The 22834-nt window shown below is 47.0% G+C and carries 17 protein-coding genes; 8 read left to right on the top strand and 9 right to left on the bottom strand.

Going from position 1 to position 22834, the window contains the following annotated elements; translation table 11 throughout:
* Positions 1–10: 10 nt before the first annotated feature.
* The 3 genes from J7623_RS21675 to J7623_RS21665 form a co-directional block, all read right to left on the bottom strand.
* The gene (locus J7623_RS21675) at positions 11–2710 is read right to left on the bottom strand and encodes a c-type cytochrome (protein WP_291924309.1); all 2700 of its coding nucleotides are present in this window, start codon (positions 2708–2710) and stop codon (positions 11–13) included.
* 102 nt (positions 2711–2812) lie between these two features.
* Positions 2813–4294, bottom strand: a complete 1482-nt coding sequence (locus J7623_RS21670; protein WP_291924306.1) for a RagB/SusD family nutrient uptake outer membrane protein — start codon at positions 4292–4294, stop codon at positions 2813–2815.
* Positions 4295–4318: 24 nt separating this feature from the next.
* The gene (locus J7623_RS21665; RefSeq protein ID WP_291924305.1) at positions 4319–7438 is read right to left on the bottom strand and encodes a TonB-dependent receptor; all 3120 of its coding nucleotides are present in this window, start codon (positions 7436–7438) and stop codon (positions 4319–4321) included.
* A 235-nt stretch (positions 7439–7673) separates the two neighbouring features.
* Between J7623_RS21665 and J7623_RS21660 the strand changes: the two genes are divergently transcribed.
* Complete coding sequence (locus J7623_RS21660; protein WP_291924303.1) at positions 7674–8387, top strand: SGNH/GDSL hydrolase family protein; 714 nt, start codon at positions 7674–7676, stop codon at positions 8385–8387.
* Positions 8388–9407, top strand: coding sequence for a serine hydrolase domain-containing protein (locus J7623_RS21655; protein ID WP_291924301.1), 1020 nt, complete (start codon positions 8388–8390; stop codon positions 9405–9407).
* 232 nt (positions 9408–9639) lie between these two features.
* Here J7623_RS21655 and J7623_RS21650 read toward each other — a convergent pair whose 3' ends face one another.
* Positions 9640–10155: a hypothetical protein gene (locus J7623_RS21650; RefSeq protein WP_291924299.1), complete on the bottom strand. Its 516-nt coding sequence runs from the start codon at positions 10153–10155 to the stop codon at positions 9640–9642.
* A 138-nt stretch (positions 10156–10293) separates the two neighbouring features.
* On the opposite strand from J7623_RS21650, the gene J7623_RS21645 reads away from it, so the two are divergent.
* Positions 10294–10812 carry a 3'-5' exoribonuclease gene (locus J7623_RS21645; protein WP_291924297.1) on the top strand — a complete coding sequence of 173 codons (519 nt, stop codon included), beginning with the start codon at positions 10294–10296 and terminating at the stop codon, positions 10810–10812.
* A gap of 27 nt (positions 10813–10839) precedes the next feature.
* Here the strand turns inward: J7623_RS21645 and J7623_RS21640 are convergent, their stop codons facing one another.
* The 3 genes from J7623_RS21640 to J7623_RS21630 all read right to left on the bottom strand — a co-directional run bounded on the left by J7623_RS21640 (position 10840) and on the right by J7623_RS21630 (position 14649).
* Positions 10840–13194 (bottom strand): ABC transporter permease, encoded by a 2355-nt coding sequence (locus tag J7623_RS21640; RefSeq protein WP_291924294.1) that lies wholly within the window; start codon positions 13192–13194, stop codon positions 10840–10842.
* Positions 13195–13345: 151 nt separating this feature from the next.
* Positions 13346–13582 carry a VF530 family protein gene (locus J7623_RS21635; protein ID WP_291924293.1) on the bottom strand — a complete coding sequence of 79 codons (237 nt, stop codon included), beginning with the start codon at positions 13580–13582 and terminating at the stop codon, positions 13346–13348.
* A 35-nt stretch (positions 13583–13617) separates the two neighbouring features.
* On the bottom strand, positions 13618–14649 hold the full coding sequence (locus J7623_RS21630; protein ID WP_291924291.1) for a GntR family transcriptional regulator: 1032 nt from the start codon (positions 14647–14649) through the stop codon (positions 13618–13620).
* Positions 14650–14829: 180 nt separating this feature from the next.
* On the opposite strand from J7623_RS21630, the gene rhaT reads away from it, so the two are divergent.
* The 5 genes from rhaT to J7623_RS21605 are packed head-to-tail and all read left to right on the top strand — an operon-like array spanning position 14830 to position 21725.
* A complete protein-coding gene (gene rhaT / locus J7623_RS21625) occupies positions 14830–15885 on the top strand; it encodes an L-rhamnose/proton symporter RhaT (RefSeq protein ID WP_291924288.1) in 1056 nt (351 codons plus the stop codon).
* A gap of 19 nt (positions 15886–15904) precedes the next feature.
* A complete protein-coding gene (locus J7623_RS21620; protein WP_291924286.1) occupies positions 15905–18031 on the top strand; it encodes a bifunctional aldolase/short-chain dehydrogenase in 2127 nt (708 codons plus the stop codon).
* 33 nt (positions 18032–18064) lie between these two features.
* The gene (locus J7623_RS21615) at positions 18065–19339 is read left to right on the top strand and encodes a sugar isomerase (protein ID WP_291924284.1); all 1275 of its coding nucleotides are present in this window, start codon (positions 18065–18067) and stop codon (positions 19337–19339) included.
* 13 nt (positions 19340–19352) lie between these two features.
* On the top strand, positions 19353–20750 hold the full coding sequence (locus J7623_RS21610) for an FGGY family carbohydrate kinase (protein ID WP_291924282.1): 1398 nt from the start codon (positions 19353–19355) through the stop codon (positions 20748–20750).
* A gap of 39 nt (positions 20751–20789) precedes the next feature.
* On the top strand, positions 20790–21725 hold the full coding sequence (locus tag J7623_RS21605; RefSeq protein ID WP_291924280.1) for an alpha/beta hydrolase: 936 nt from the start codon (positions 20790–20792) through the stop codon (positions 21723–21725).
* Between the two features lie 101 nt (positions 21726–21826).
* On the opposite strand, the gene J7623_RS21600 is transcribed toward J7623_RS21605, so the two are convergent.
* Positions 21827–22279 carry a MarR family transcriptional regulator gene (locus tag J7623_RS21600; RefSeq protein ID WP_291924279.1) on the bottom strand — a complete coding sequence of 151 codons (453 nt, stop codon included), beginning with the start codon at positions 22277–22279 and terminating at the stop codon, positions 21827–21829.
* A 27-nt stretch (positions 22280–22306) separates the two neighbouring features.
* Complete coding sequence (locus J7623_RS21595; RefSeq protein ID WP_291924277.1) at positions 22307–22726, bottom strand: SRPBCC family protein; 420 nt, start codon at positions 22724–22726, stop codon at positions 22307–22309.
* Between the last annotated feature and the right edge of the window lie 108 nt (positions 22727–22834).

The raw sequence follows: 22834 nt of genomic DNA, 5'->3' as shown, positions 1-22834 counted from the left end.
TCCAAAAAAATTATTTACTACCCAGTTGCTTCGGTGCCAGGAAGACAGAATCCTTATTGTTGCCACCGGATTTCAGGTAGGCCACCAGGTCTCTCAGTTCCTCCGGGTTCAGGCGGTTAATCAGCCCTGGTAACATCACAGAAACTGTAGATGTTTTTGTACCTGCTACGTCTTTTTTCAGTAGTTCGCGGTGTTCCTGCGGTGCAAACGGATTTTGTGAAATGATATATTTGTCTTTGTCCTGGCTCACCAGCCGACCTAATACAGAACCGCCATCTTTCAATGAAAACACGGTAGCGGCATACTGATCGGAAATGGTTTTACTGGGGTCGATGATAGCTTCCAGGATGTCTTTAGTAGAAAAGCGTGTACCCAGTTGCGTTAGATCCGGACCGGCTACACCGCCTTCTCCGCGCATACCATGACAGGAACTGCACAACACCGTATTAAACATGGCCTTGCCCTGTTCAAAATTCCGGTTGGTTAATCCACTGTCTACTACTTTCACTGCTTCGTCCAGTTTCCAGTTTCTGCCTGGTCCTTTCGGTTGAGGATAGCCCTGTGTAAGGCCACCACCACTGTTTACCAGTGAGTCACCGGATAGCTGGTTGAAATGAGCGAACTCCTTCTTCGGTACATTCGCCAATGCATTCTGACGCGCGGTATTGATGAAGCCAATGAAGCTATGGCCGCCTTTATAAGTAAAGGCATGATAAAACCATTGGAAGTATTGCTCCCGCAGGGCAGGCGTCCAGCCGTTCTTAGCCTGGCTCAACACTGTTGCATACCAGGTTTGCTGTAGTGGTGGCATCTTGGAAAGCATACCGGCAATGTCCAATCCATATTGCGGGTTGCGCAGGATCAGGTCGGAAGATTGCATCGCAGTTTTCTGTGCAGCAGTATCGTCTTTTGCTGTAGACAATAAAGCCATGGTTTTTTCTACAGCTTTAGGGGCATTGAGATATACCAGCACTTTACTCAGTGAACGGTTAAGATCGTTGTTGCCGGCGGGATACTGCGGATCGAGGTAAGCAGCTACCTGTCCTGCTAAAGCGGGATCTGGTTTACCCATGCGCACAAATACCAATTCAAGGGCACGTAGCAGGTCTATTTGCTGGGAGGGTGATAACTGGCCATAGTTGATGGTCATCAGTTGCGGCAAGAGTAGTTTTTTAACGTCTTCCTTACCCTGGCGCGCCAGCGCAATGGCTCCCTGTATCAGTGTTTCAGGATCCTTTTCCTGTAACACTTTGTTTTGCCACTGGCTCACAGGTTGATTTTCTACCGCTATTCTTGCAGCAAAGCGGATAAAGCGATCGCTGTTTTTCAGGTAAGGCCACGCGAAATCCACTGCGCCTGGTTTAGCGCCACCATGGTATGCTTCCAGCTGTTTGCGGGTATTGGCGCCTTCGGTAGGTGTGGTTGCTGCCAGCGGTTCGTTACTGTCTTTATTGTCTTTATAATATACGCGGTACAAATCAGATTCCAGCCGGCGGCCACCAGTCAGGAAATACAGTGCGCCATCCGGGCCAATGGCGCCATCGGTCAGCGGTAGTGGAGAGCCGGACAGAAACTCTTCTGCATTGGCTTTGTATGAAGCGCCTTCCGGTTGCAGGTGAATGGCATAGATGATACCGAAGCTCCAGTCAAAGGCAAACAATGATTTGCGGTACTTCTCCGGGAAACGCGCTTTCCCGCCATAGATCAGGTTGGTAGGAGAACCCTGGCCAATGTTCAATAATGGCGGTAAGTTGTCCGGATAGGCGGGCGACCATTTCTCAGTACCGGGACGCCAGCCATATTCGCTGCCGCTGGTAACCTGGCAGATACGGGTAGGGCGGTACCACGGCGTACCAAAATCCCATTCCATATCGGAATCATAGGTAAACATATCGCCCTGGTCATTGAAGGTAAGATCGAAAGGATTCCGATAGCCGGAGCTGATCAGCTCCCAGTTGCTACCGGTGGAATCGATGTGCGCAATCCAGCCTCCATGCGTGTTTACCACGTTATCATGACCGTTAGGATCCTTAATAAACGGCAACACGTTATCAATGTTAACTGACAGCGGCACCTTATAGTTATTCATCTCCGGAATCTTTGTAAAATTACCGGCAATTACATATATAGACTTCCCATCCGGCGCCAGCACAATGCTGTGTGGGCCATGTTCGCCTTCACCGTCCAATGCTTTCAACATCGTAATTTTGTCGAACTGATCATCGCCATCGGTATCCTGTAAGCGATACAAGCCGCTGCCTTTGTTGAACCGGTCGTCACTATTGTGGTTCACCATTACATACAAACTGTTAAATGCATAGAGCAATCCCTGTGCATATCCCATCGATACTTTCTGGGTGGAGGTATCGTTACCGATGTTCAGTTTTTCAATTTTCAGTTTAGAAGAATCTTCTCCTACAGCGGGCAATTGCAAACGGTACAGGTAACCGTACTGATCAGATACAATCATACGGCCCTTGTTGTCAAAGGTCATAGATACCCAGGATCCCTGCTTGTTATCGCCAGGGCTGTACAGCCGCTCTGCTTTAAAGTTATCAGGTAATTTCAAGGCATCGACTTTCGGATTTCCTGTTTTGTGTTCCTTGTCTTTTGACGTTGAGTCGTCTCCGTTATTACAGGCTACCGCCGTTATTAAAACGGTAGTGATGAGCGCAAGCAGCCTGAATGGTCTTTTTCTTAAGGTGGTCATAATATATATGCTTGTATAAGTTCCTGAGATGATACTATACGTGGACGGTTGACTATAGCTGTAGTAATATAGCAAACGTTTCCCCTTTTTTTCTACTTTTTTTTACCAACCGGTATTTTGTTCAAAACCATTTAATCTGATCTCTCTTTCAGGAATCGGATATAATAACTGGAACGGCTGTATGTTGTATGAAGCCGGGCTTAACCTGGTCAGGCGTTTTTTCTCTTCAATACCATGTGCGGTCATCACCGCTACAGCTTTACCGGTGCGCAGCAACTGGTACCAGCGCTGATCCTCAAAGGCCAGTTCCACGCGCTGCTCATGGAATACGGTATCTCTGAAGGCGGTTTGACTCAAAGCAGGCAACGGATCCAGTCCTGCACGTACCCGCACGGGATTGATATAGGGCAGGGGATCACCGGTACCGGTTTCATTGATCGCTTCTGCCAGCATCAGTAACACCTGGGAGTAGCGGTATACCGGCCAGTTTTCATTGGCACGGCCATCTAATGCATACGGTGGATGGTAGAATTTTTTGATGAACGGTAATTTGCCGCCGAAAGCAGCTGACTCTGCAAAGGCAGCGTTGGTGGGACTGTCGTACATCGCAATAGATGCTGCTTTCCTTTTATCCTTTGCCTCATACGCATTCACAATGCCGGGAGTAGGAATATTATTACCGCCCAGGTTTCCGTTGAAACCGGTGAGATCTTTTTTACCGTTACGCGGACCAAATACAAAAATGAAATTGCTGCTTTCTGTTTCCAGTCCTGAATTAAACTGCACCGCAAAAATGGACTCCGCATTATTTTTCTTCGCCGGATCAAAATTGTCACCATACTCAGGTACCAGGGAGTAATTGAGGGCTACTACCTGTTGCAGGGTGGTTACTGCTTTTGGATAGTCTTTCATGGTCATATACACATCGCCCAGCAGGGTCAGTGCCGCGCCTTTAGTGGCTCTGCCTACGTCTGCGCCGGTATAGGAAGCCGGCAGGTTGGCTGCGGCATCTGTGGCATCTGCAATAATTTGTGCATACACTTCTGCTACGCTGGCTCTTTTAGATGTGGAGGCCTGCTCCGGGCCTGCCACTTCTTTCACCAAAAGGGGCACACCGCCGAAAAGACGCACCAGGTGAAAGTAGTACAGGGCCCGGAGAAACTTAGCCTCGCCGGTATATTGTTTTTTAGTTGCCTCATTAGCAAAAGGTACTGCATCGATGCGGGTAAGAATCACATTGGATTGCTGTATGTTCCGGTATAACTGCGCCCAGGTACTGTTAATATAGTTATTGCTGGTAGTGGTCAGGAATTCATCAATTTCTTCCCGTTGTTGTGCACCACGATCACTTTCGTCATACTGATAATTGGTATTGTCCGCTCTCATTTCAGTCATGGCCCAGTAGTCGCTGCGATATAAATCCTGTAATACGCCATAGCAGCCATTTACCGCGCGTAATACCTGGCCTTCATTGGTGTAATAATTCGAACCACTGGAGAACGAATTTGGTTTCACATCCAGCATATGGTTACATCCATTCAGTGCAATCGCTAAAAGTGCGATAAAAGATATTTTTGTTTTCATGTTGCTATACTTTTAGGAACTGGATTAAAAGGAGAGATTGGCGCCCAGTGAATAAATTCTTGGAACAGGGTAGCTGGAGTAGTCGATGCCCGGTACCAATGCGCCGCTACCGCCCTTGCCCAGGTAGTTGGTTACTTCGGGATTACCACTGTAGTTAGTGAACAGGATGGCATTCTGCACACTCACATATACCCTGGCACTTTGTACAAATCCAAATTTTGGCAGGCTGTAACCAAGCGTAATGTTCTTCACCCACGCATAGTTATTTTTCTCAACGGTCAATGAACTTACATCCCTGTACATCACCCTGCCACGGCCGGAACCATTCGTCGTAGGTACTTTACCGTTACCCGGGTTGGACTCAGATCTCCAGCGGTTGGCCACATCTTTTCTTACATTAAATACGCCGTCAATGTTGCCGTTGTAGTCGTTGGTGGCATGTAAGCGGTCAGCTCCCATTGATCCTACCACTAATACCCGCAGGTCAAATTTTTTGTAATTCAGGATATTTGTTAAGCCCCAGTTGAAGTCGGGGTAAGGATTCCCGATGATGGCGAAATCTTCCCGCGGATTAATCACGCCATTGCCATTGATATCTTTGAAACGGATGTTTCCCGGAATAGCTCCTGGAAACGCAGGGCCTTTATCTACTTCTCCCTGGTTTTGATAGATGCCATCAAATACATATCCATACAGCATGGCGAGTGGTTTGCCTACCATGCTTACATTGGTAGGATTGCCTTCGCTGGAGTTGCCGGAGTAGATAGGCGCATTGTCTTTCCCCAGTGCCAGTACCTTGTTGCGGTTAAAGGAAATGTTGAAGTTGGTGGTCCAGGTGAGTGATTTGTTTTCAATATTACGGGAGGAGATACCAATTTCCAGCCCCTTGTTTTCCATGTCGCCTTTGTTCTCTGTTACAGTAGAGAACCCGCTGGATTGTGGTACCTCTACGTTTAGCAGCAGTTGTTGCGTATTGCGTTTGTAGGCATCAATGGTCAGGTATACGCGGTCTTTCCATAATCCAACGTCAACGCCTATATTCAGTTCGCGCATTTTTTCCCAGCCCAGGTTGGGGTTGCCGAGGGTGTTCATTACACGGCCGCCGGCCAGGGCACCACCCAGTACATAATCGCTGGTGCCGATGTTACTCATGTAAGAGTAGTTACCGATATTAAAATTACCGGAGAATCCATAGGAGGCTCTTAATTTCAGATCGCTGAAAATACGGGACGACTTCATAAATTCTTCCTGTGAAATACGCCATCCTAAAGCCACAGAAGGGAAGGTACCCCAGCGGTTATCAGGTCCGAAGCGGGAAGATCCATCACTTCTCACCGTAGCTGTTGCCAGGTATTTATCTTTATATGCATAGTTGATCCTCGCGAGATAAGACAGTAATGCCCATTCTGTTTTGTCGGTGCCACCGGTAATGGTAGCCGCAGCATTTAATGTTTTGATATCATCGTCAGGGTAGTTGGCGCCATTGAAGCCGCCATATTGTTCTTTTTGTGATTGCACGCTGTAGCCGAGTAAGCCGGTGAAGGCATGACCATTTTGCGTGTTGTACTGGTAGGTCAGCGTATTTTCGTTTAGCCAGTTCAGGTAGTTACCACTATTGTAGCCACCGGAAGGAATGGTAGGCGGTGCTACGTTGGTACCACCAATGGTAGAAGGGATGAAATACTCGCCGGATCCTTCCTGGTAGTCTACGTTAAAGGTAGATTTGAACTTCAGGTTTTTTATAATTTCATATTCGCCATAGGTATTAAACAAAATGCGGGTGCTCTTGGAGCGGTTAATCACCTCATTCAGGAACATCACCGGGTTGGGCATACCAAAAGTGCCGGGGCTTTGGATATAGGCATTATAGCTGCCATCCGGTTTGTACACTGGTTCAATAGGACTGGCGATACCGAAGTAGTTACCACGGCCTTCCCCGTTGGTATTGCCTTTGCGGGTAGTGTACGAAGGCGCGATGTTAAAGCCTATTTTCAAACGGTCAGAAAGGTTGGCATCTACATTGGCTCTGACAGAAAATCTTTTGTACCCGGAGTTAATCACTACACCGTCCTGGTTGTAGTATCCGGCGGAAATATAGGTTCTTATTTTTTCAGTACCTCCGCTTACGCTAAGGTTGATGTCCTGCATAGGTGCCACGTGGGTAATGGCATTGAACCAGTTGGTGCCTTCGCCGATTTTTTCAGGATGACGATAGATTTCCGGAATATCCGCGTCGGTGGGTTCGCGGTGTTCGGTGAAACGGATGTTGTCTTCAATGGCTTCTTTTCTGAATTGTGCAAACTCCTGTCCGTTCATCAGGTTAGGCCGGCCTTTTTGCGGAATTTGCTGGATGCCGTAGTTGGCAGAAAGTTGTACGGTTGGAATGCCTGAGCTGCCACGTTTGGTGGTAATGAGTACCACGCCGTTGGCGCCCCTGGAGCCATAGATGGCTGTAGCGGATGCATCTTTCAATACAGCCATAGACTCGATGTCCTGTGGATTGATGGCATTCATCGGATCAGACACCTGGTCAGAGGAAGAGGCCAGCGGATAGCCATCCACTACATACAGGGGCTGGCTGCCGGCGCCTACAGCGCCAATGCCACGTACCTGCACCTGCGGGCCACCACCGGGAATACCGTTGGAGGTGCTTACCTGGATACCGGCAATCTGCCCGGCCAGGGCCTGGTCAGGACCGGCTATAGGCATGTCTTTCACATTTTTCATTGGAACAATGCCCACGGAGCCGGTTACATCTTTCTTTTGTTGGGTACCATAACCCACTACTACTACCTGGTTGAGTACTTTGTTGCTGGACTCCAGCTGTGTACTGATCTTGGTGCGGTTACCCACGTACAGGGTTTTGGAAATGTACCCGATAAAACTAAAAACAAGTGAATCAGCAGTGCTGGCAGCGATGGTGTACCTGCCATTGGCGTCGCTGAAAGTACCCTTGCTGCTACCTTTGACCCCAATGGTAACACTGGGTAGAGGAGCGCCGGTACCTGCATCAGTTATTTGCCCGGTAACATTGTTTTTTTCCTGCGCAAAACCTGCCAGGCAAAAGGACAGTAATAAAAAGGTGACGCCATAACGTGCCATAACGGAGTATCCTTTACGACAAAGGATATAGACTTTGATCATAACAAGTGGAATTAGGTGATGATGAAACGGCGATGCTTAACGGAAATAAATTTAATCGAAGTATCATAGATTCCTGTCCTGTTGCGTCCTGTACTGTCCTGCACTGTCCTGTTTAAGGGCCGCTGATCCTTGACTGTACACCTTTGAAAACGGAGGGTTGGTAATGCCGGAAAAAAAGCGTTATTTTTCTGGACGTTTAAATGCTAACCGCGTTATAAAAACAGATTCAATAAAAATGAAAAAATTAACCTGGCCATTAATGGCATTGTTTACACTATGGGGTACCGCTGCTTTTGCGCAGGATAAAGACTCAGCGCTGATGAAGCAGGATTGGGCCTGCCTGAAATGTTTTCAGGAAGATAATGCTAAAGTGGAGGCACCGAAAGCAGGCGAGCAGCGGGTCGTGTTCATGGGCAACTCTATTACCATCGGCTGGAAAAATCTGAACCCTGATTTTTTTGCAGGCAAACCTTATATCAACCGGGGTATCAGCGGTCAAACTACACCACAAATGCTGATTCGCTTCCGTCCTGATGTAATCGATCTGCATCCTAAAGTAGTCGTGATCCTGGCAGGTACCAACGATATCGCGGGCAATACCGGCTACACGCCCGTTCCCACTATTTTTGGCAACATCGTATCGATGGCGGAACTGGCAAAAGCCAATGGTATAAAAGTCGTATTGTCGTCTGTACTGCCTGCATATGACTATCCATGGCGCAAAGGACTGGATCCTGTCACTAAAATCGCACAACTGAATCAACTGATTAAAGCATATGCCGCTAAAAATGGTTGTGTATACCTCGACTACTACAGCGTTATGGCTGATGAGCAGAAAGGGTTGAAAAAAGAATTGACTTATGATGGGGTGCATCCTAACAAGGAAGGCTACCTCGTGATGGGGCCACTGGCAGAAAAAGCGATTGCTGCTGCTTTAAAAAAGAAATAAGTGAAATTCCGTAAAGCAATATTTACCGGGTTACTGCTGCTGGCAGGCGGCTGCGCCGTTGCACAGCAAAGTATTTATACCCGCCTGGACTCCTTGCTGGCCGCTAAAAATATGCGTGACTTCAGCGGTGTGGTACTGATTGCACAAAATGGCAAACCGCTGTATGCCAAAGCCATGGGGTATGCTAACCGGGATACAAAGGAGCCGGTGACAATGGATAGCCATTTTGTGATCATGTCTGTGTCCAAACAAATCACAGCGGCGCTGGTGTTAAAGGAAGTTGAAAAGGGACATATTGATTTGCAAAAGAGATTACGTACTTATTTGCCGGATCTGAAAGACAAGTGGGGGGATAGTGTGACGATTCATCAACTCCTCAATCATACATCCGGAGTGGTATGGTATGATCAGCCGCTGGCATTTACACCCGGTTACCAACTGGCCTATTCAAATTTTGGATATGTACTGTTACAATCTGTTTTGGAACATGTTACCGGCAAAGCGTATACGATATTGCTGAAAGACCTGTTTCAGCAAACCCGGATGCCCAATTCAGGCGTACCTCCGCGTATAAAACCAATTACCGGTTACCAGGAAAGCAAAAACGGGCAGCTACAGGCGAAAACGGACCCCGTCCCGGAAATGTTGCTGGGAGCGGCAGGGGTAGTGTCTACAGCGGCAGACCTCGTACGCTGGAACGAACTATTGAATAATGGTAAACTACTGAGCGAAGCCATGTACAAGGACATGACCACGGCCTATTCCCCCCGGCAACATCCGGTTGTAGGTAAAACCGGCGGCGGATATGGCCTGATGATTAATGCCGATAAATCTGAAATAGGACATACCGGATTTTTACCGGAGCAGGGTTTTATTGGTATTAACTTTTATTATCCGGCTACCCATAGTAGCATCGTAGTATTGGAGAATATAGGTTCCAACCCGGCGAATATGGAGCGTGCTTATTATTTCGAGAAAACAATTCATGATATAGTGTTGCCGGTAGTAATAGGAAAGTAGCACTTTACTCCACTGCAGTAATAAGTAATTTTTTTGTGTTGGTATTTTCTTTTCTGGATATTTTCCAGTAATTTCATTACTCACCAAAGAAAAGGAGGTATTCATGTTATCTACAGAATATTCATGGACACCTGCGATTAATTTAGTTTAATCAAAGGGGGCTCCATAAAAGACTCTGTTAACGCTTTGGCGTTAAAGGCATCCTGGCATAGCCGGGATGCCTTTTTCAATTTCAGGGCAGCAACCGCCTGCATAGCTTTGCTTCCGCGGGTAGTATCTTGCCAGAATCGAGCTGATCGTCTTCAAACCGGTTATGACCATTGGAAACTTCATCCAGCCATTTCCCATTTTTGAAATAATAGTAGCCCCGGAAATTGCTTTCAAAGGCATTAGGGACGCGTTTCCCTGTATCATTGTAATGAGGGCCGAAGTATTCGTTATAAACAAAAATGAGAGCGTTACGATGATAGTAGTAAACAAATGTTTCCTTACCATCCTTATCATAGCCCTTCAAAATCATTTTCACCAGCGTGCTATCCTTGTAGTAACCTGTTAGCGCTTTGTCTTTCCCATAAGCCGGGAGATGCGAAAGATCCCCGGTGGCGGCTACTTTCCGGAGAGAAGTATCCACGTCAACCTGCTTACATATTTTGATAATCGGAATGGTATTTTTATTCACTACCTGGGATAAGGTGGGATAACCATGGAACAGTCCGCCCGCTAATAATAATCCGAATAAATATTTCATACCAGCCATTTGGAAAAGGTAATCATTTTTATGACAGTGAAAAAGTGCCACTGCATTGACTTTGCAGATATGGAAAATATTATTATATCTTTGCCCCCGAAATTAAAAATTGTTTAACCCCTAAATCAAACCCATTTTATGGCTTTTATTATGGTGGACGTGGAAAGCGACGGACCTATTCCGGGCGACTTCTCCATGATCTCATTTGGCGCTGTTCTCGTCAACGAACAGTTGAATCAGACCTTCTATGGTCAGTTGAAACCCATTTCCGATAAATTTATCCCGGAGGCATTAGCGGTATCCGGCCACAGCCGCGAGGCAACGCTGCAGTTTGAAGATCCGGCCACGGTGATGAGGAATTTTAAAAACTGGATTACGTCCGTAAGCAAGGACAGGCCCATGTTTATCAGCGATAACAACGGCTTCGACTGGATGTTTATCTGCTGGTATTTTCATCATTTCCTGGGTGAAAATCCTTTCGGATTCAGCTCCCAGAACCTCGGCAGCTTGTACAAGGGTATGATGAAAGACACCTTTACTACGTTTAAACATCTCCGGAAAACCCGGCACACCCATCATCCGGTAGACGATGCCAAAGGCAATGCAGAAGCATTACTCACGATGAAAAGAGAAATGGGGTTAAAAGTAAAGTTATAACGGGGGGCGAAAAGCCCATAGCCTGCGTTATCGCAAACTCTTTACAGGGTTCACCAGCCCCGCTTTGATTGCCTGCGACGCAATCGTGATTCCTGCAATCACCACCGATATACTGATGGCTGTAAGGAAAGTACCGCCGCCAATATGTGTCTGATAAGCAAAGTTATCCAGCCAGTGCTGCATTACCCACCAGGCCAACGGCCCTGCCACACAGAAGGCTAACAGGATCAGTACAATAAATTCTTTGGCAAAAAGCCCGGTGATTTGAAACAGGGAGGCGCCCAATACTTTGCGGATGCCTACTTCCCGTTGGCGTTGTACCGCAGCAAAGGCCACCAGGCCGTATAATCCGAGGCAACCAATCACGATGGCCAGTGCCGAGAAAAGTTTAAAGGCAGTGTATAGTTTTTGTTCCTGTTGATATAACCGGGCGATGCGATCATCCAGGAAGTCGTATTGAAACTGATCATTGGTGAAAAGTGCTGACCAGGACTTATCAATGCGGGCCAGCGTACCAGTCATGTCTTTCGGAGCTATCTGTACGCAGGCGGTTCTGAACCGGTCTGGCCTGTATTCCAGCACGCAGGGCCGGTTTTTCTTATACCGCGATTCACTCTGGAAGTTTTGTACCACGCCGGCAATCATCACGGCATCGCCGTTGATATAAAACGTTTTGCCAATGGCTTTTTCAGGCACCTGCTGATGCAGTTTATGTAGCATGGTTTCATTGATCAATACCTTGTGCAGTGTATCTCCCGCCAAACGTTTGTGTGGTTTTTCGCCGGCCAATAGCCTAATGGAAAACAGGTCAAGATATTTTTCATCTACAGCTTTTCTTTCTGTTACATCATCTTTAATCAAACCCTCTTCGGGGCACGTAAAAGCGCTGTAGCCGCTGCCGCCAACCGGCGGGCCAGACGCAAAGCTGAATTGCCTGACGCCGGGATTCGCCAGCAATTGGGCTTCCAGTATTTCCCGTTTGCTATCATCAGGCACCGGAAAGGAAATGATGGCTTTCTTGTTGAAGCCCAGGTCCTGGTTTTTCAGGAAGTCCATCTGGTAGCCCACAATAAGGGTACCGGCAATCAACAGCTGTGAAATACCAAATTGTGTAGCCACTAATACTTTACGAAGACCTAACCCTTTAATGCGTAAACCGGTATTGCTTTTTAGGGCAGTGACCGGCTGAAAGGCAGATTGCACAAACGCCGGATAACCTCCCGATAATAATATAACCGTTACTGTTATACCTGCTATAGCCAGTAATACCGGTGTTTCCAGGAGGGCGGCTGCCGTTACCTGCACGTCAATCCAGGCGGCTACCGCCGGAAGGAATAATGCCGCGGTAAAAATACCCAACACCACTGCCAACAGCACGAGCAACGCTGTTTCAGACAGGAATTGCCAGATCAGTTGCAGGCGATGTGCTCCCAATACTTTGCGTACACCTACTTCTTTGGCACGCCGTATAGCCTGCACCGTAGCCATATTGATAAAATTGATACAAGCCGTGATGATAATAAAGAGTGCTACCATCAATAGTCCGTGGTAAGTAGCTTTATTGGCGGTAGGAGCAGCAGGGTTTACCTGGTAGCGTTGGTCAAAATGAACTTCCTTCAAGGGTTGCAGTAGCAGGTTCGCATCTGCTGCAATGTCTGCTCCCCAGTTTTGGGCAATAAAGCTTTTCATCCTGCTTTGCAGCTGACTGGCATTATATTTTTCAGGTAGCAAAATATAAGTACTGGCGCCGGAGATATTATAAAAATGGGCACTTGCCAGCATATCTTTCCGGATGGTTTCATAGGAAACAAGAAAGGCAAATGGCTGGCTGCTATTGGCAGGCGGATCTTTAACGACGCCGGTTACCTTCAGGTTGTTTTCATTATTCAGTTGAATAATTTGCCCAATGGGATCTTTATTACCGAAGTATTTCGTTGCTATACCGGCGGTGAGTACTACTTCGTCAGGGTCCGATAGCGCAGTACGTGGGTCTCCTGCCAGCCATGTTTGATCAAATATCTGCAGGAAGGCAGCATCCGCAAAAGCAAATCCCTTTTCATTAAACCGGGTATTTCCTGTTTTTACCAACCCTGTTTCCTGGTACCAGTATTGCGCCACCTGTTCCAACTCAGGAAAGTCATTTCGCAAGGCAGGCGCCACTGCCAGGGATACGCTGGGGTTATAATCCAGTTCATGCAGCGTTACCCGGTAGGTACGATCCGCTTTTTTATAGAACTGGTCATATCCCAGCTCATTTCGTACAATCAGGAAGATAATCAGGCACGCGGCAATGCTCAATGTAAGTCCGGCTACGTTGAGCACCGTGTAACTGATATTCCGCCGGAGAATACTATAAGCCGTTTTTAGGTAGCTGATAAACATGGGCAACGGTTTAATGGAGTGTGTACTGGTCCGCTAAAGAGATGCCATTTATTAAGGTGTTGATTTTCAGAAGATGAGAAAGCGGTATGTGGGGTAAAATGTTCGTTTTTGAAGGCAGGACGTTCAAAAACGAACATCCCGCCTTTCATTATTATTTCAGTTTGTTTTTTCTCAGGGAATATTTGTAAAAGTCCTCCACTTTTTTCCTTGCCCATGGCGTTTTACGCAGGAACTTCAAACTACTCTGTACTGATGGATTGCTGGTAAAACAATTAATTTTGATATGTTGTCCCAGTTCTTCCCAGCCATAACTCTCGTAGAGGTGTGTTACTATTTTCTCTAAAGTAAGCCCGTGCAGCGGATCATTGGACTTTTCCGGTGTTTGCATATTTTTCCGTTTAATGCCCAAAGGTAGGGAAATAGTTATAGCGATGCCCGCATGGTCACATAAAATGGTACTTCAATCTGCGCCCTGGAATGATCGAGGATCAGTTGTGCTGCCATTTCTCCCATGCATTTGAAGTCGGTGGAAATAGTGGTAATACCGTTCAGGATGAACTTCTTTAACGGCGTTTCATTATAGGAAATAATGCCTACATCTTTTCCTATCTGCAGATTCAGGGAAATAATCCTTTCTATCAGCAGCACCAGGTCATTTTCCCGCAGGTTGATGTATACATCTCCCGGCTGGATATCTTCTATTTCAATTTCATTTACCTTTTTACTGTTGAACGCATAATTCTGACAGAACTGCGCAAACCCTTCATAGATTTCCTCGGGGTAATAGGTGTTTTCCGGGTAAATAATTTTCAGGGTATGGTACTGCTGCAGCTTATCTCTGGCTTGTTCCAGGGCGCCATAAATATCTTCCTGGAAATTTTCATACACTGCACCGTATTCACCGGTAACACCTTTCAGCTTTTTATCGAGCAAGATCAACTTCTCTTTCGGAATGGTATTAATCACTTCATCTACATGCTCCCAGCGCTCGCGGAAATGCGGGAGGATCACAATGTGTGTATATTCCTGGATGTTTTCTGACAACAGTTTTTTAAACAGGCTGAAGTCACTGTTATAAATATAAAAATCGATGTTGGCCTGTTCCCCTAATTTATCGGCGAAGGAATCATAAATGATTTTTTTGTGCTCGCTGAGTTTATTAAACAGGAGTAGTATTTTATATTGCTGGTCAAGATTGGTATGTTGCACATAATATCCTTTACCTGGCACAGACCCCAGTATTCCCAGGCCTTTGAGATATTTGTAGGCTTTTTCTGCTGTATCTCTTGATATTTCGAATGCATAGCTGACCTCATTAATGGAAGGTAAAATATCATCTTGTTGTACTTTCTGGTCTACAATAGCTTTAATAATAGAATTGGCCAGTTGGAAATATTTAGGCGTGGCAGAGAAGTCGTCTATAAACAGGTATTTAAAAATCGGATGTTGTTTCATGCGCAATAGGTGTTAGTCCCCTGGAATTTGCTGTCAGCAACTTTTCCCGGCAATGATAGTCATTTAATTCAACAATTGGTAGTGGATATTCGAAGCATGACAGTGCATGACAGTTTGAAATGATTCATGTTTTACTTTTACGAAACATTAGTTTTCCACGTTACAAATCAGATACTTGTTATGCAAGCTTTATTGGGCGTTTTATTCCACTTTCTCGGGGGATTTGCCTCCGGAAGTTTTTATATCCCTTACAAGAAAGTGAAGGGTTGGAGTTGGGAAAGCTATTGGATTGTGGGTGGCATATTTTCCTGGCTGGTAGTGCCGCTGGTGGCGGCCTGGATAACCGTTCCCGGCTTTATGGATATTATTGGCAGCACGCAGGGCCATATACTTTTCTGGACGTATTTCCTCGGCGTATTATGGGGCATTGGCGGATTAACCTTTGGGTTGTCGATGCGCTACCTGGGCATGTCGTTAGGGATGGCGGTGGCCCTGGGATTCTGTTCTGCTTTTGGCGCGCTCATACCGCCCATTTACCGCGGACTTTTTACAGATGATCCTCATACTTTCGGCGCCATGTTACATTCCGGCAAAGGCTTGTATGTATTGATGGGGGTAGTGGTATGCCTGGCAGGCATTGCCATTTGTGGCAGGGCAGGTGTATTAAAGGAACGGGAACTTTCGGATGAAGAGAAAACCGCGGCTATAAAGGAATTCAATTTGCGTAAAGGACTCATTGTGGCCATTATTTCCGGTATCCTGAGTGCCTGTATGAGCTTTGCCATCTCGGCGGGCAGCAGCATGGGAGAAGCCGCTGTGGCTAACAACGTGAACCCGCTGTTCAAGAACAATGTTATTTTTGTGATCATCATGCTGGGCGGACTCACCACCAATTTCACCTGGTGTATGATCCTGAATAGCAAAAATCAGTCGTTCAGCGACTATACTAATAAGGAAACACCGCTGGTGAAAAATTACCTGTTCGCCGCCATTGCAGGTACTACCTGGTTCCTGCAATTCTTTTTTTATGGTATGGGAGAAAGTAAGCTGGGAAATGACGCCAGTTCCTGGATCCTGCACATGGCCTTTATTATCCTGATCTCCAGCATGTGGGGATTTGTGTTGAAGGAATGGAAAAACGCCGGCAGTAAAACCTTTGCTACTATTTCCCTGGGTATATTCACCATCATTCTTTCTGTTGTACTGGTGGGATATGGTAATTCATTAACCAATTAAACGTTAAAATTTATATAGTATGTCTTTAGATAGAACTACCACGCAATTCAGGCATGTCAGTTATTTATGGGATGAAGCAACAGCAGCTGGTATGGCGGGTGATGAAGTAGCTTTGTTGATCTATCGTTCCAATTTGCTGGGTGCCGATCTGCGGTTAACGAACTATGGAGGCGGAAATACATCCTGTAAAGCTATGGCAAAAGATCCGCTGACAGGCGAGCCCGTAGAAGTGATGTGGGTAAAGGGTTCAGGCGGTGATCTTGGTACACTGAAAAGAAATGGACTGGCCGCGCTGTATGTAGACCGGCTCCGCAGTTTGCAACATATCTACCGCGGCATTGCACACGAAGATGAAATGGTGGAATTATTTAATCACTGTATCTACGACCTCAGTTCCAAAGCCCCTTCCATTGATACCCCCCTGCATGGATTTCTCCCTTTTAAACATATTGATCACCTGCACCCCGATGCAGCCATTGCCATTGCCGCGGCTAAAGACGGGAAAAAAATTACGCAGGAATTATTCAATGGCACCATCGGTTGGGTACCCTGGCAGAAGCCCGGCTTCGACCTCGGACTGCAACTGAAACAATGCCTCGATGAAAATCCGGGTATCCGTGGTATCATGCTGGGATCGCACGGCCTGTTCACCTGGGGGGATACCGCTTATGAAAGCTATCTCAATACCCTGGAAGTGATAGAACGCTGCGCCACCTATCTCGAAGAAAATACCGGTCGTACAAAACCGGTGTTTGGGGGCGCAAAAATCACTTCGCCGGCGCCGGATGTACGCAAGGCCCAGGCGGCTGCTTTGGCACCCATTTTACGCGGTTACTGCTCTTCTCAGCAAAAAATGGTGGGACACTTCACTGACGACCCGCGCGTACTGGAGTTCATCAACTCGCAAGACCTGGACCGCCTCGCGCCTTTAGGCACCAGCTGCCCCGACCACTTTCTGCGTACTAAAATCAGTCCCCTTGTGCTGAACCTCACCCCGGACGCTTCCCTGGAAGACGTGGGGGCAGTGAAAGCCGGCCTGGCGCCACTGTTTGATGCCTACCGGGAAATGTACACCCAATACTATAATACCTGCAAACACCCGAACAGTCCCGCTATGCGCGATCCCAATCCCGTAGTGATCCTGTATCCGGGTGTAGGGATGTTTATTTTCGCGAAAGACAAACAAACAGCCCGCGTTGCGGCAGAATTTTATATCAATGCCATCAATGTGATGAAAGGCGCGGAAGCGATTTCGGAATATACTTCGTTGCCGCGGCAGGAAGCGTTTAATATAGAATACTGGTTACTGGAAGAAGCGAAGCTGCAACGTATGCCTAAACCCAAAGCACTGACCGGTCGCATTGCCCTGGTAACAGGCAGCGCCGGCGGTATCGGCAAAGCCATCGCAAAAAAGTTTGCCGAAGAAGGCGCTGTAGTGGTGATCAACGATAATGATGAGCAACGCCTCGCTACTGCTACTGAAGAGTTTAATAAACTATTTGGGAAAGATGTATTCGCAGCAGATCTGCTGGATGTAACAAATGCGGCGTCGATTCGTCAAACCTTCAATACCGCCGTGCTGGCCTTTGGTGGCGTAGACATCATTGTCAACTGCGCAGGGTTGTCTATTTCCAAACCACTCGAAGATCATACCGAAAAAGACTGGGACCTGCTATACGATGTATTGGTGAAAGGCCAGTTCCTGGTAACACAAACCGGTGTAGACATCATCCGCAAACAGGGCACTGGTGGCGATGTACTCAATATTGTCAGCAAAAATGCGCTCGTTTCCGGTCCTAACAACGCTGCCTATGGCTCTGCCAAAGCGGCGCAGTTACATCTTAGCCGCCTGAATGCCGCAGAGCTGGGAAAAGATCGTATACGCGTGAACGTAGTGAACCCGGATGCAGTGATTTCTGACAGTAAAATATGGGCAGGAGCCTGGGCGGAAGGCCGCGCCAAAGCTTATGGAGTGAAGGTGGAAGAACTTCCTGCATTCTACGCCAAACGTACATTGCTCAACGAAATCATTGTTCCCGAAGACATTGCCAACGCCTGCTACGCTTTTGTAGGCGGACTGCTGAACAAAGCCACCGGTAACGTACTGAATGTAGATGGTGGGGTAGCCATGGCTTTTGTAAGATAAAAGCCCTATTTTATTGCAGTAAAAACGATCCTCATGCAATTAGCGTCCTATAAAATAAATGAACATAACCAGGCACTGTTGCCCGCACACGAACGTGCTTTTAACTACCTGTCTGCTGAAATACCGCATGCAGCGCATATTATGCAGCAACTCACAGACTTCCAGGTAGCCATCCCCAGTTGGGCGCTGGGTACAGGCGGCACCCGTTTCGGGCGCTTCCCTGGCGGCGGTGAACCCCGCAGCCTCGAAGAAAAAATAAACGATGTCGGATTACTGCATCAACTGAATCAATCCAGCGGTGCCATCTCCCTGCATATTCCCTGGGATGTGCCGGATAACCCGGCACACATCAAAGCAGTGGCGGCTCAGCATGGCCTCCGCTTCGATGCCATGAACTCCAATACATTCCAGGATCAGCCAGGACAGGCGCTGAGTTATAAGTTTGGCTCCCTGCAGCATGTCAGCAAAGACGTACGCAAACAAGCTATTGAACATAATATAGCGGTGATAGAACAAGGCATTGCGTTAGGCTCGGATGTGCTGTCCGTATGGCTGTCCGATGGCTCCTGCTTTCCGGGACAACTGAATTTCCGCCAAGCGTTCCAGAACACACTGGAAAGCCTGCAAGAAATTTATGCGGCACTGCCAGACAACTGGAAGATCTTTGTAGAGTACAAAGCAGCAGAGCCTAATTTCTATTCCACCACGGTGGGCGACTGGGGACAGTCGCTGCTCTTCGCCAATAAACTGGGCCCTAAAGCCTATTCCCTCGTGGATCTGGGGCATCACCTGCCCAATGCCAACATCGAACAGATTGTATCGCTGTTGCTCATGGAAGGTAAACTCGGCGGCTTTCATTTCAACGATTCCAAATTCGGCGACGATGATCTCACCGTAGGCAGTATCAAGCCTTATCAACTGTTCCTGATCTTCAATGAACTGGTGGAAGGCATGGATGCCCGTAACATGACGCACCATACCGACCTGGCCTGGATGATAGACGCCTCGCATAACGTGAAGGATCCGCTGGAAGACCTGCTGCAATCCGTAGAAGCGATCATGATCAGCTATGCACAGGCACTGCTGGTAGATCGTAAAAAATTATATGCAGCGCAACAGGCGAATGATGTGGTAACTGCACAGGAAGTACTGCAGCAAGCCTTCCGTACGGATGTACGCCCGCTGGTGGCAGCAGCCAGATTGCAGGCGGGTGGTGCTTTACAACCGCTCGCATTATTCCGGTCGGAAAAGATAAGAGAACAACTGATCCGGGAAAGAGGCAGTAAAGTAATGGCCACTGGTTTGTAATTTTAAAATAGCTATGAGTGAAATTCCCGTTATAGCCATCTTTGATGTTGGTAAAACAAACAAGAAATTGTTTCTCTTTGATGAGCAGTACCAGCTTGTCTTTGAGCGGACCGCCCGTTTTACGGAAACCGTGGATGAAGATGGCGCGCCCTGTGAAAACCTGGAAAGCCTTCGTCTTTCTGTATTTGATTCTTTGAGAGAAGTATTCCGCAGAAAAGATATCGTGATCAAAGCGATTAACTTTTCGACCTATGGTGCCAGCTTGGTTTACATTGATGAAGAAGGGCGCCCATTGACACCGCTATACAACTATCTGAAAGAATATCCTGCTGCATTAAGGGAGCAGTTTTATCAAGCATATGGCGGAGAAAAAAACTTCTCCATACAAACTGCTTCGCCGGTATTGGGCAGCCTCAACTCCGGCATGCAGTTGTACCGGCTGAAATACACGCAGCCGGCCATTTACCAGCAGGTTAAGTATGCGCTGCATTTGCCGCAGTATATGAGCTATCTGTTGTCGGGCGTAGCTTGCGCGGATATTACCAGCATCGGTTGCCATACCAATTTATGGGACTTTCAACAACAGGCTTATCATACGTGGTTAATAAAGGAGGGGGCGCTGGAAAAGCTGGCGCCTCTTTTGTCGTCTACTGCCGTGATGCCTGCTGCTTTTCCGGGCAACAACTACGCCGTTGGCACGGGTTTACACGATAGCTCCGCAGCATTGATTCCTTACCTCCTGAATTTCCATGAACAATTCGTATTGATTTCTACCGGTACCTGGTGCATTAGTTTACATCCGTTTAATGATACGCCACTCACGGAAGAAGAACTGGCTGCCGACTGCTTATGCTACCTCACCTTCCAGGGCAAACCCGTAAAGGCTTCCCGCTTGTTTGCCGGCTATGAACATGAACAACAGGTAAAAAGGATCGCCGCACATTTTAATCAACATCCCGGTCACTATCGCAACATCGCTTTCGATGGGAATATTATCCGGCAACTGAAAGAACGTAATCAGCAAGACCACCTGCTACGAAAGCCTGACCCACAGTTGTCTGAAGCCTCTGTATTCGGGCAAAGAGAACTGCATACGTTTTCTTCCGATACGGAAGCCTATCACCAGTTGATGCTGGATATTGCCAACGAACAATATATTGCTACACAAAGAGTACTCAATGGTGCGCCGGTGAAACGTATATTCGTGGACGGTGGATTCAGTAAAAATGTGATTTATATGAATTTGCTGGCCATGTTTTTTCCGGAGATAGAAATCTTTGCTGCATCTATGGCGCAGGCCTCCGCCATGGGAGCTGCACTCGCTATCCATTCCGCCTGGAATAGCCGGCCATTGCCTAACAACCTGATCGAATTGAAATATTATTCGGCAACCCATGACATAACTTTATAGACTTTTTATTATATTACTATTACTGCCAATAATTATACTATGCGTGCTTTTCTTATTTCCCTGCTCAGCTTTGTTAGCTTGTTATCCCATGCACAAACGGTGATGCCCTTATACCCCGGTTTACCACCCGGAGGCATTGCTACACCGGATGAAGAAATTACCGACAAGGAAAACACCCGCCTGCGTACCAGTGTGCCAACGCTCACCGCATTTATACCACCCAAAGAAAAAGCTACGGGTACGGCTGTATTAATTTGCCCTGGTGGCGCCTATTATGGGGTAGTGCTGCAAAAAGAAGGATTAAATTATGCGGAATACTTTGTGAAACAAGGCATCGCGGCCTTTGTACTGAAATACCGCCTCCCGTCTGATAATATCATGCTCGATAAAAGCAGCGGTCCTTTGCAGGATGCACAGGAAGCCATAAAACTCATTCGTGCACACGTGAAAGAATGGAACATCGACAGCAGCCGTGTAGGTATTATGGGTTTTTCTGCTGGCGGCCACCTGGCGTCTACTGTCGGTACTCATTTTGATCGCCCCGTGCTGGCAGCCAACGCAGGACTCAACCTGCGCCCGGATTTTATGATCCTGGTATATCCCGTGATCAGCATGGAAAAGAACCTCTCTCATCCCGGCTCCCGGAAACGTTTGCTGGGCGAACATCCGGATGAACTCACTGTTAAATATTATTCCAACGACCGGCAGGTGACACCACAAACACCACCTACCATACTGTTCCATACCGGCGACGATAAAGTTGTGGACGTAGATAACTCCTTACTGTTTTACCAGGCGTTACGCCACCAGCACGTTCCGGCTGAAATGCATATCTACCCGGAAGGCGACCACGGTTTTGTACTGAAGTTGCCCGCAGAGGGCTGGATGCAGATCGTGATGAAATGGCTGGGCCGTACAGGGATGCTGAACCCGGGTAACCCGCTCTTACAGGGAGGTACAGGACTGTTATACTGATTCCGTTTTCTGTTTTGAGGTGTGCTTCATGGACGTGTTATGCATCATAACAGTGGAAATGCCATGTATAACGGGGAATACTATACGATAGTTATATTCTCTTATTGTCCCAGCAGCACCCGTAGTTTGCGATTAAACTCGCCCGTTTTTGCACCCAGCGGCTCAAAGAAATCTTTATCAAATTGTTCTACCACTTTGATGGCTTGCCGCGTTACCTTTTCTCCCGCAGCCGTCAGCGCTACTGTTTTGGCGCGAGTGTCCGTAGCATGTTCCCGCCTTTCCAGCAAGCCCTTTGTTTGCAGGGTACGTAGTACCGTAGACGTAGTCATGGGATCTATTTTGGAATGAGCGGAAAGCAGTATTTGCGTAACCGGTTCGTGCTGCTGGGTAAGCCACATGACACTGGCCAGCAGCACAAACTGGGAATGCGTAAGGTCATATTTTTCCAGGGCTTTCCGGATCTCTCTTTGCCATAAACTGGTTACCTGCCACAACAGGAAACCAGGGCTTTCCTCCGCTGATTGTACGCTAAAGGCATTATCTTCTTTTTTCATCTTCCCTTATTTTTCCTGTAAAAATAACTATAGTTTGCTGGCCACACGCACCTGGTTTTCCATTTCTTCCGGTAAGTGATCCACAATATCCTGTGCAACTATTTTCTTCCATAAAAACCCTAATACACCTGATACCGTCATCGTAACTGTTACTTTCAATCCTTCCGGTGTTTCTTCAAACGTATGCTCCCCATACATTTTAGCCAATGGAAAGCGGGTGAGGTCCACGAATTTTTTGTTGGGAATAGTTTCCCATAACTGGATCTTCACTTTGGGTCCGTTTTTCGGTTTTAACAGGAAGTAGTTGCCCTGTTCAAACTGACCGTCCATTTTCGCATATTCGATACCGTTATCCCAGGTATGCCAGTTATTGACGTCTGCAAACAGTTTCCACATTTGTTCTTTGGTAGCTTCTTTTGTAACGATGGTGTGAGATTGTGACCACATAAAATATGTTTTTTTGAAGTAAGTAATTATTTATAAGTGTAAATATAATAAGTGTACTTATAATAACAAAACATATTAAATCAGGATAAGAATAACATGCCTTATCTA

Origin of the sequence: Chitinophaga sp. (assembly GCF_017745275.1) — a bacterium.
In the GTDB taxonomy this organism is placed as follows: domain Bacteria; phylum Bacteroidota; class Bacteroidia; order Chitinophagales; family Chitinophagaceae; genus Chitinophaga.
Note: the sequence above shows the minus strand (reverse complement) of the source record. Positions and strands in the feature narration are given on the sequence as shown.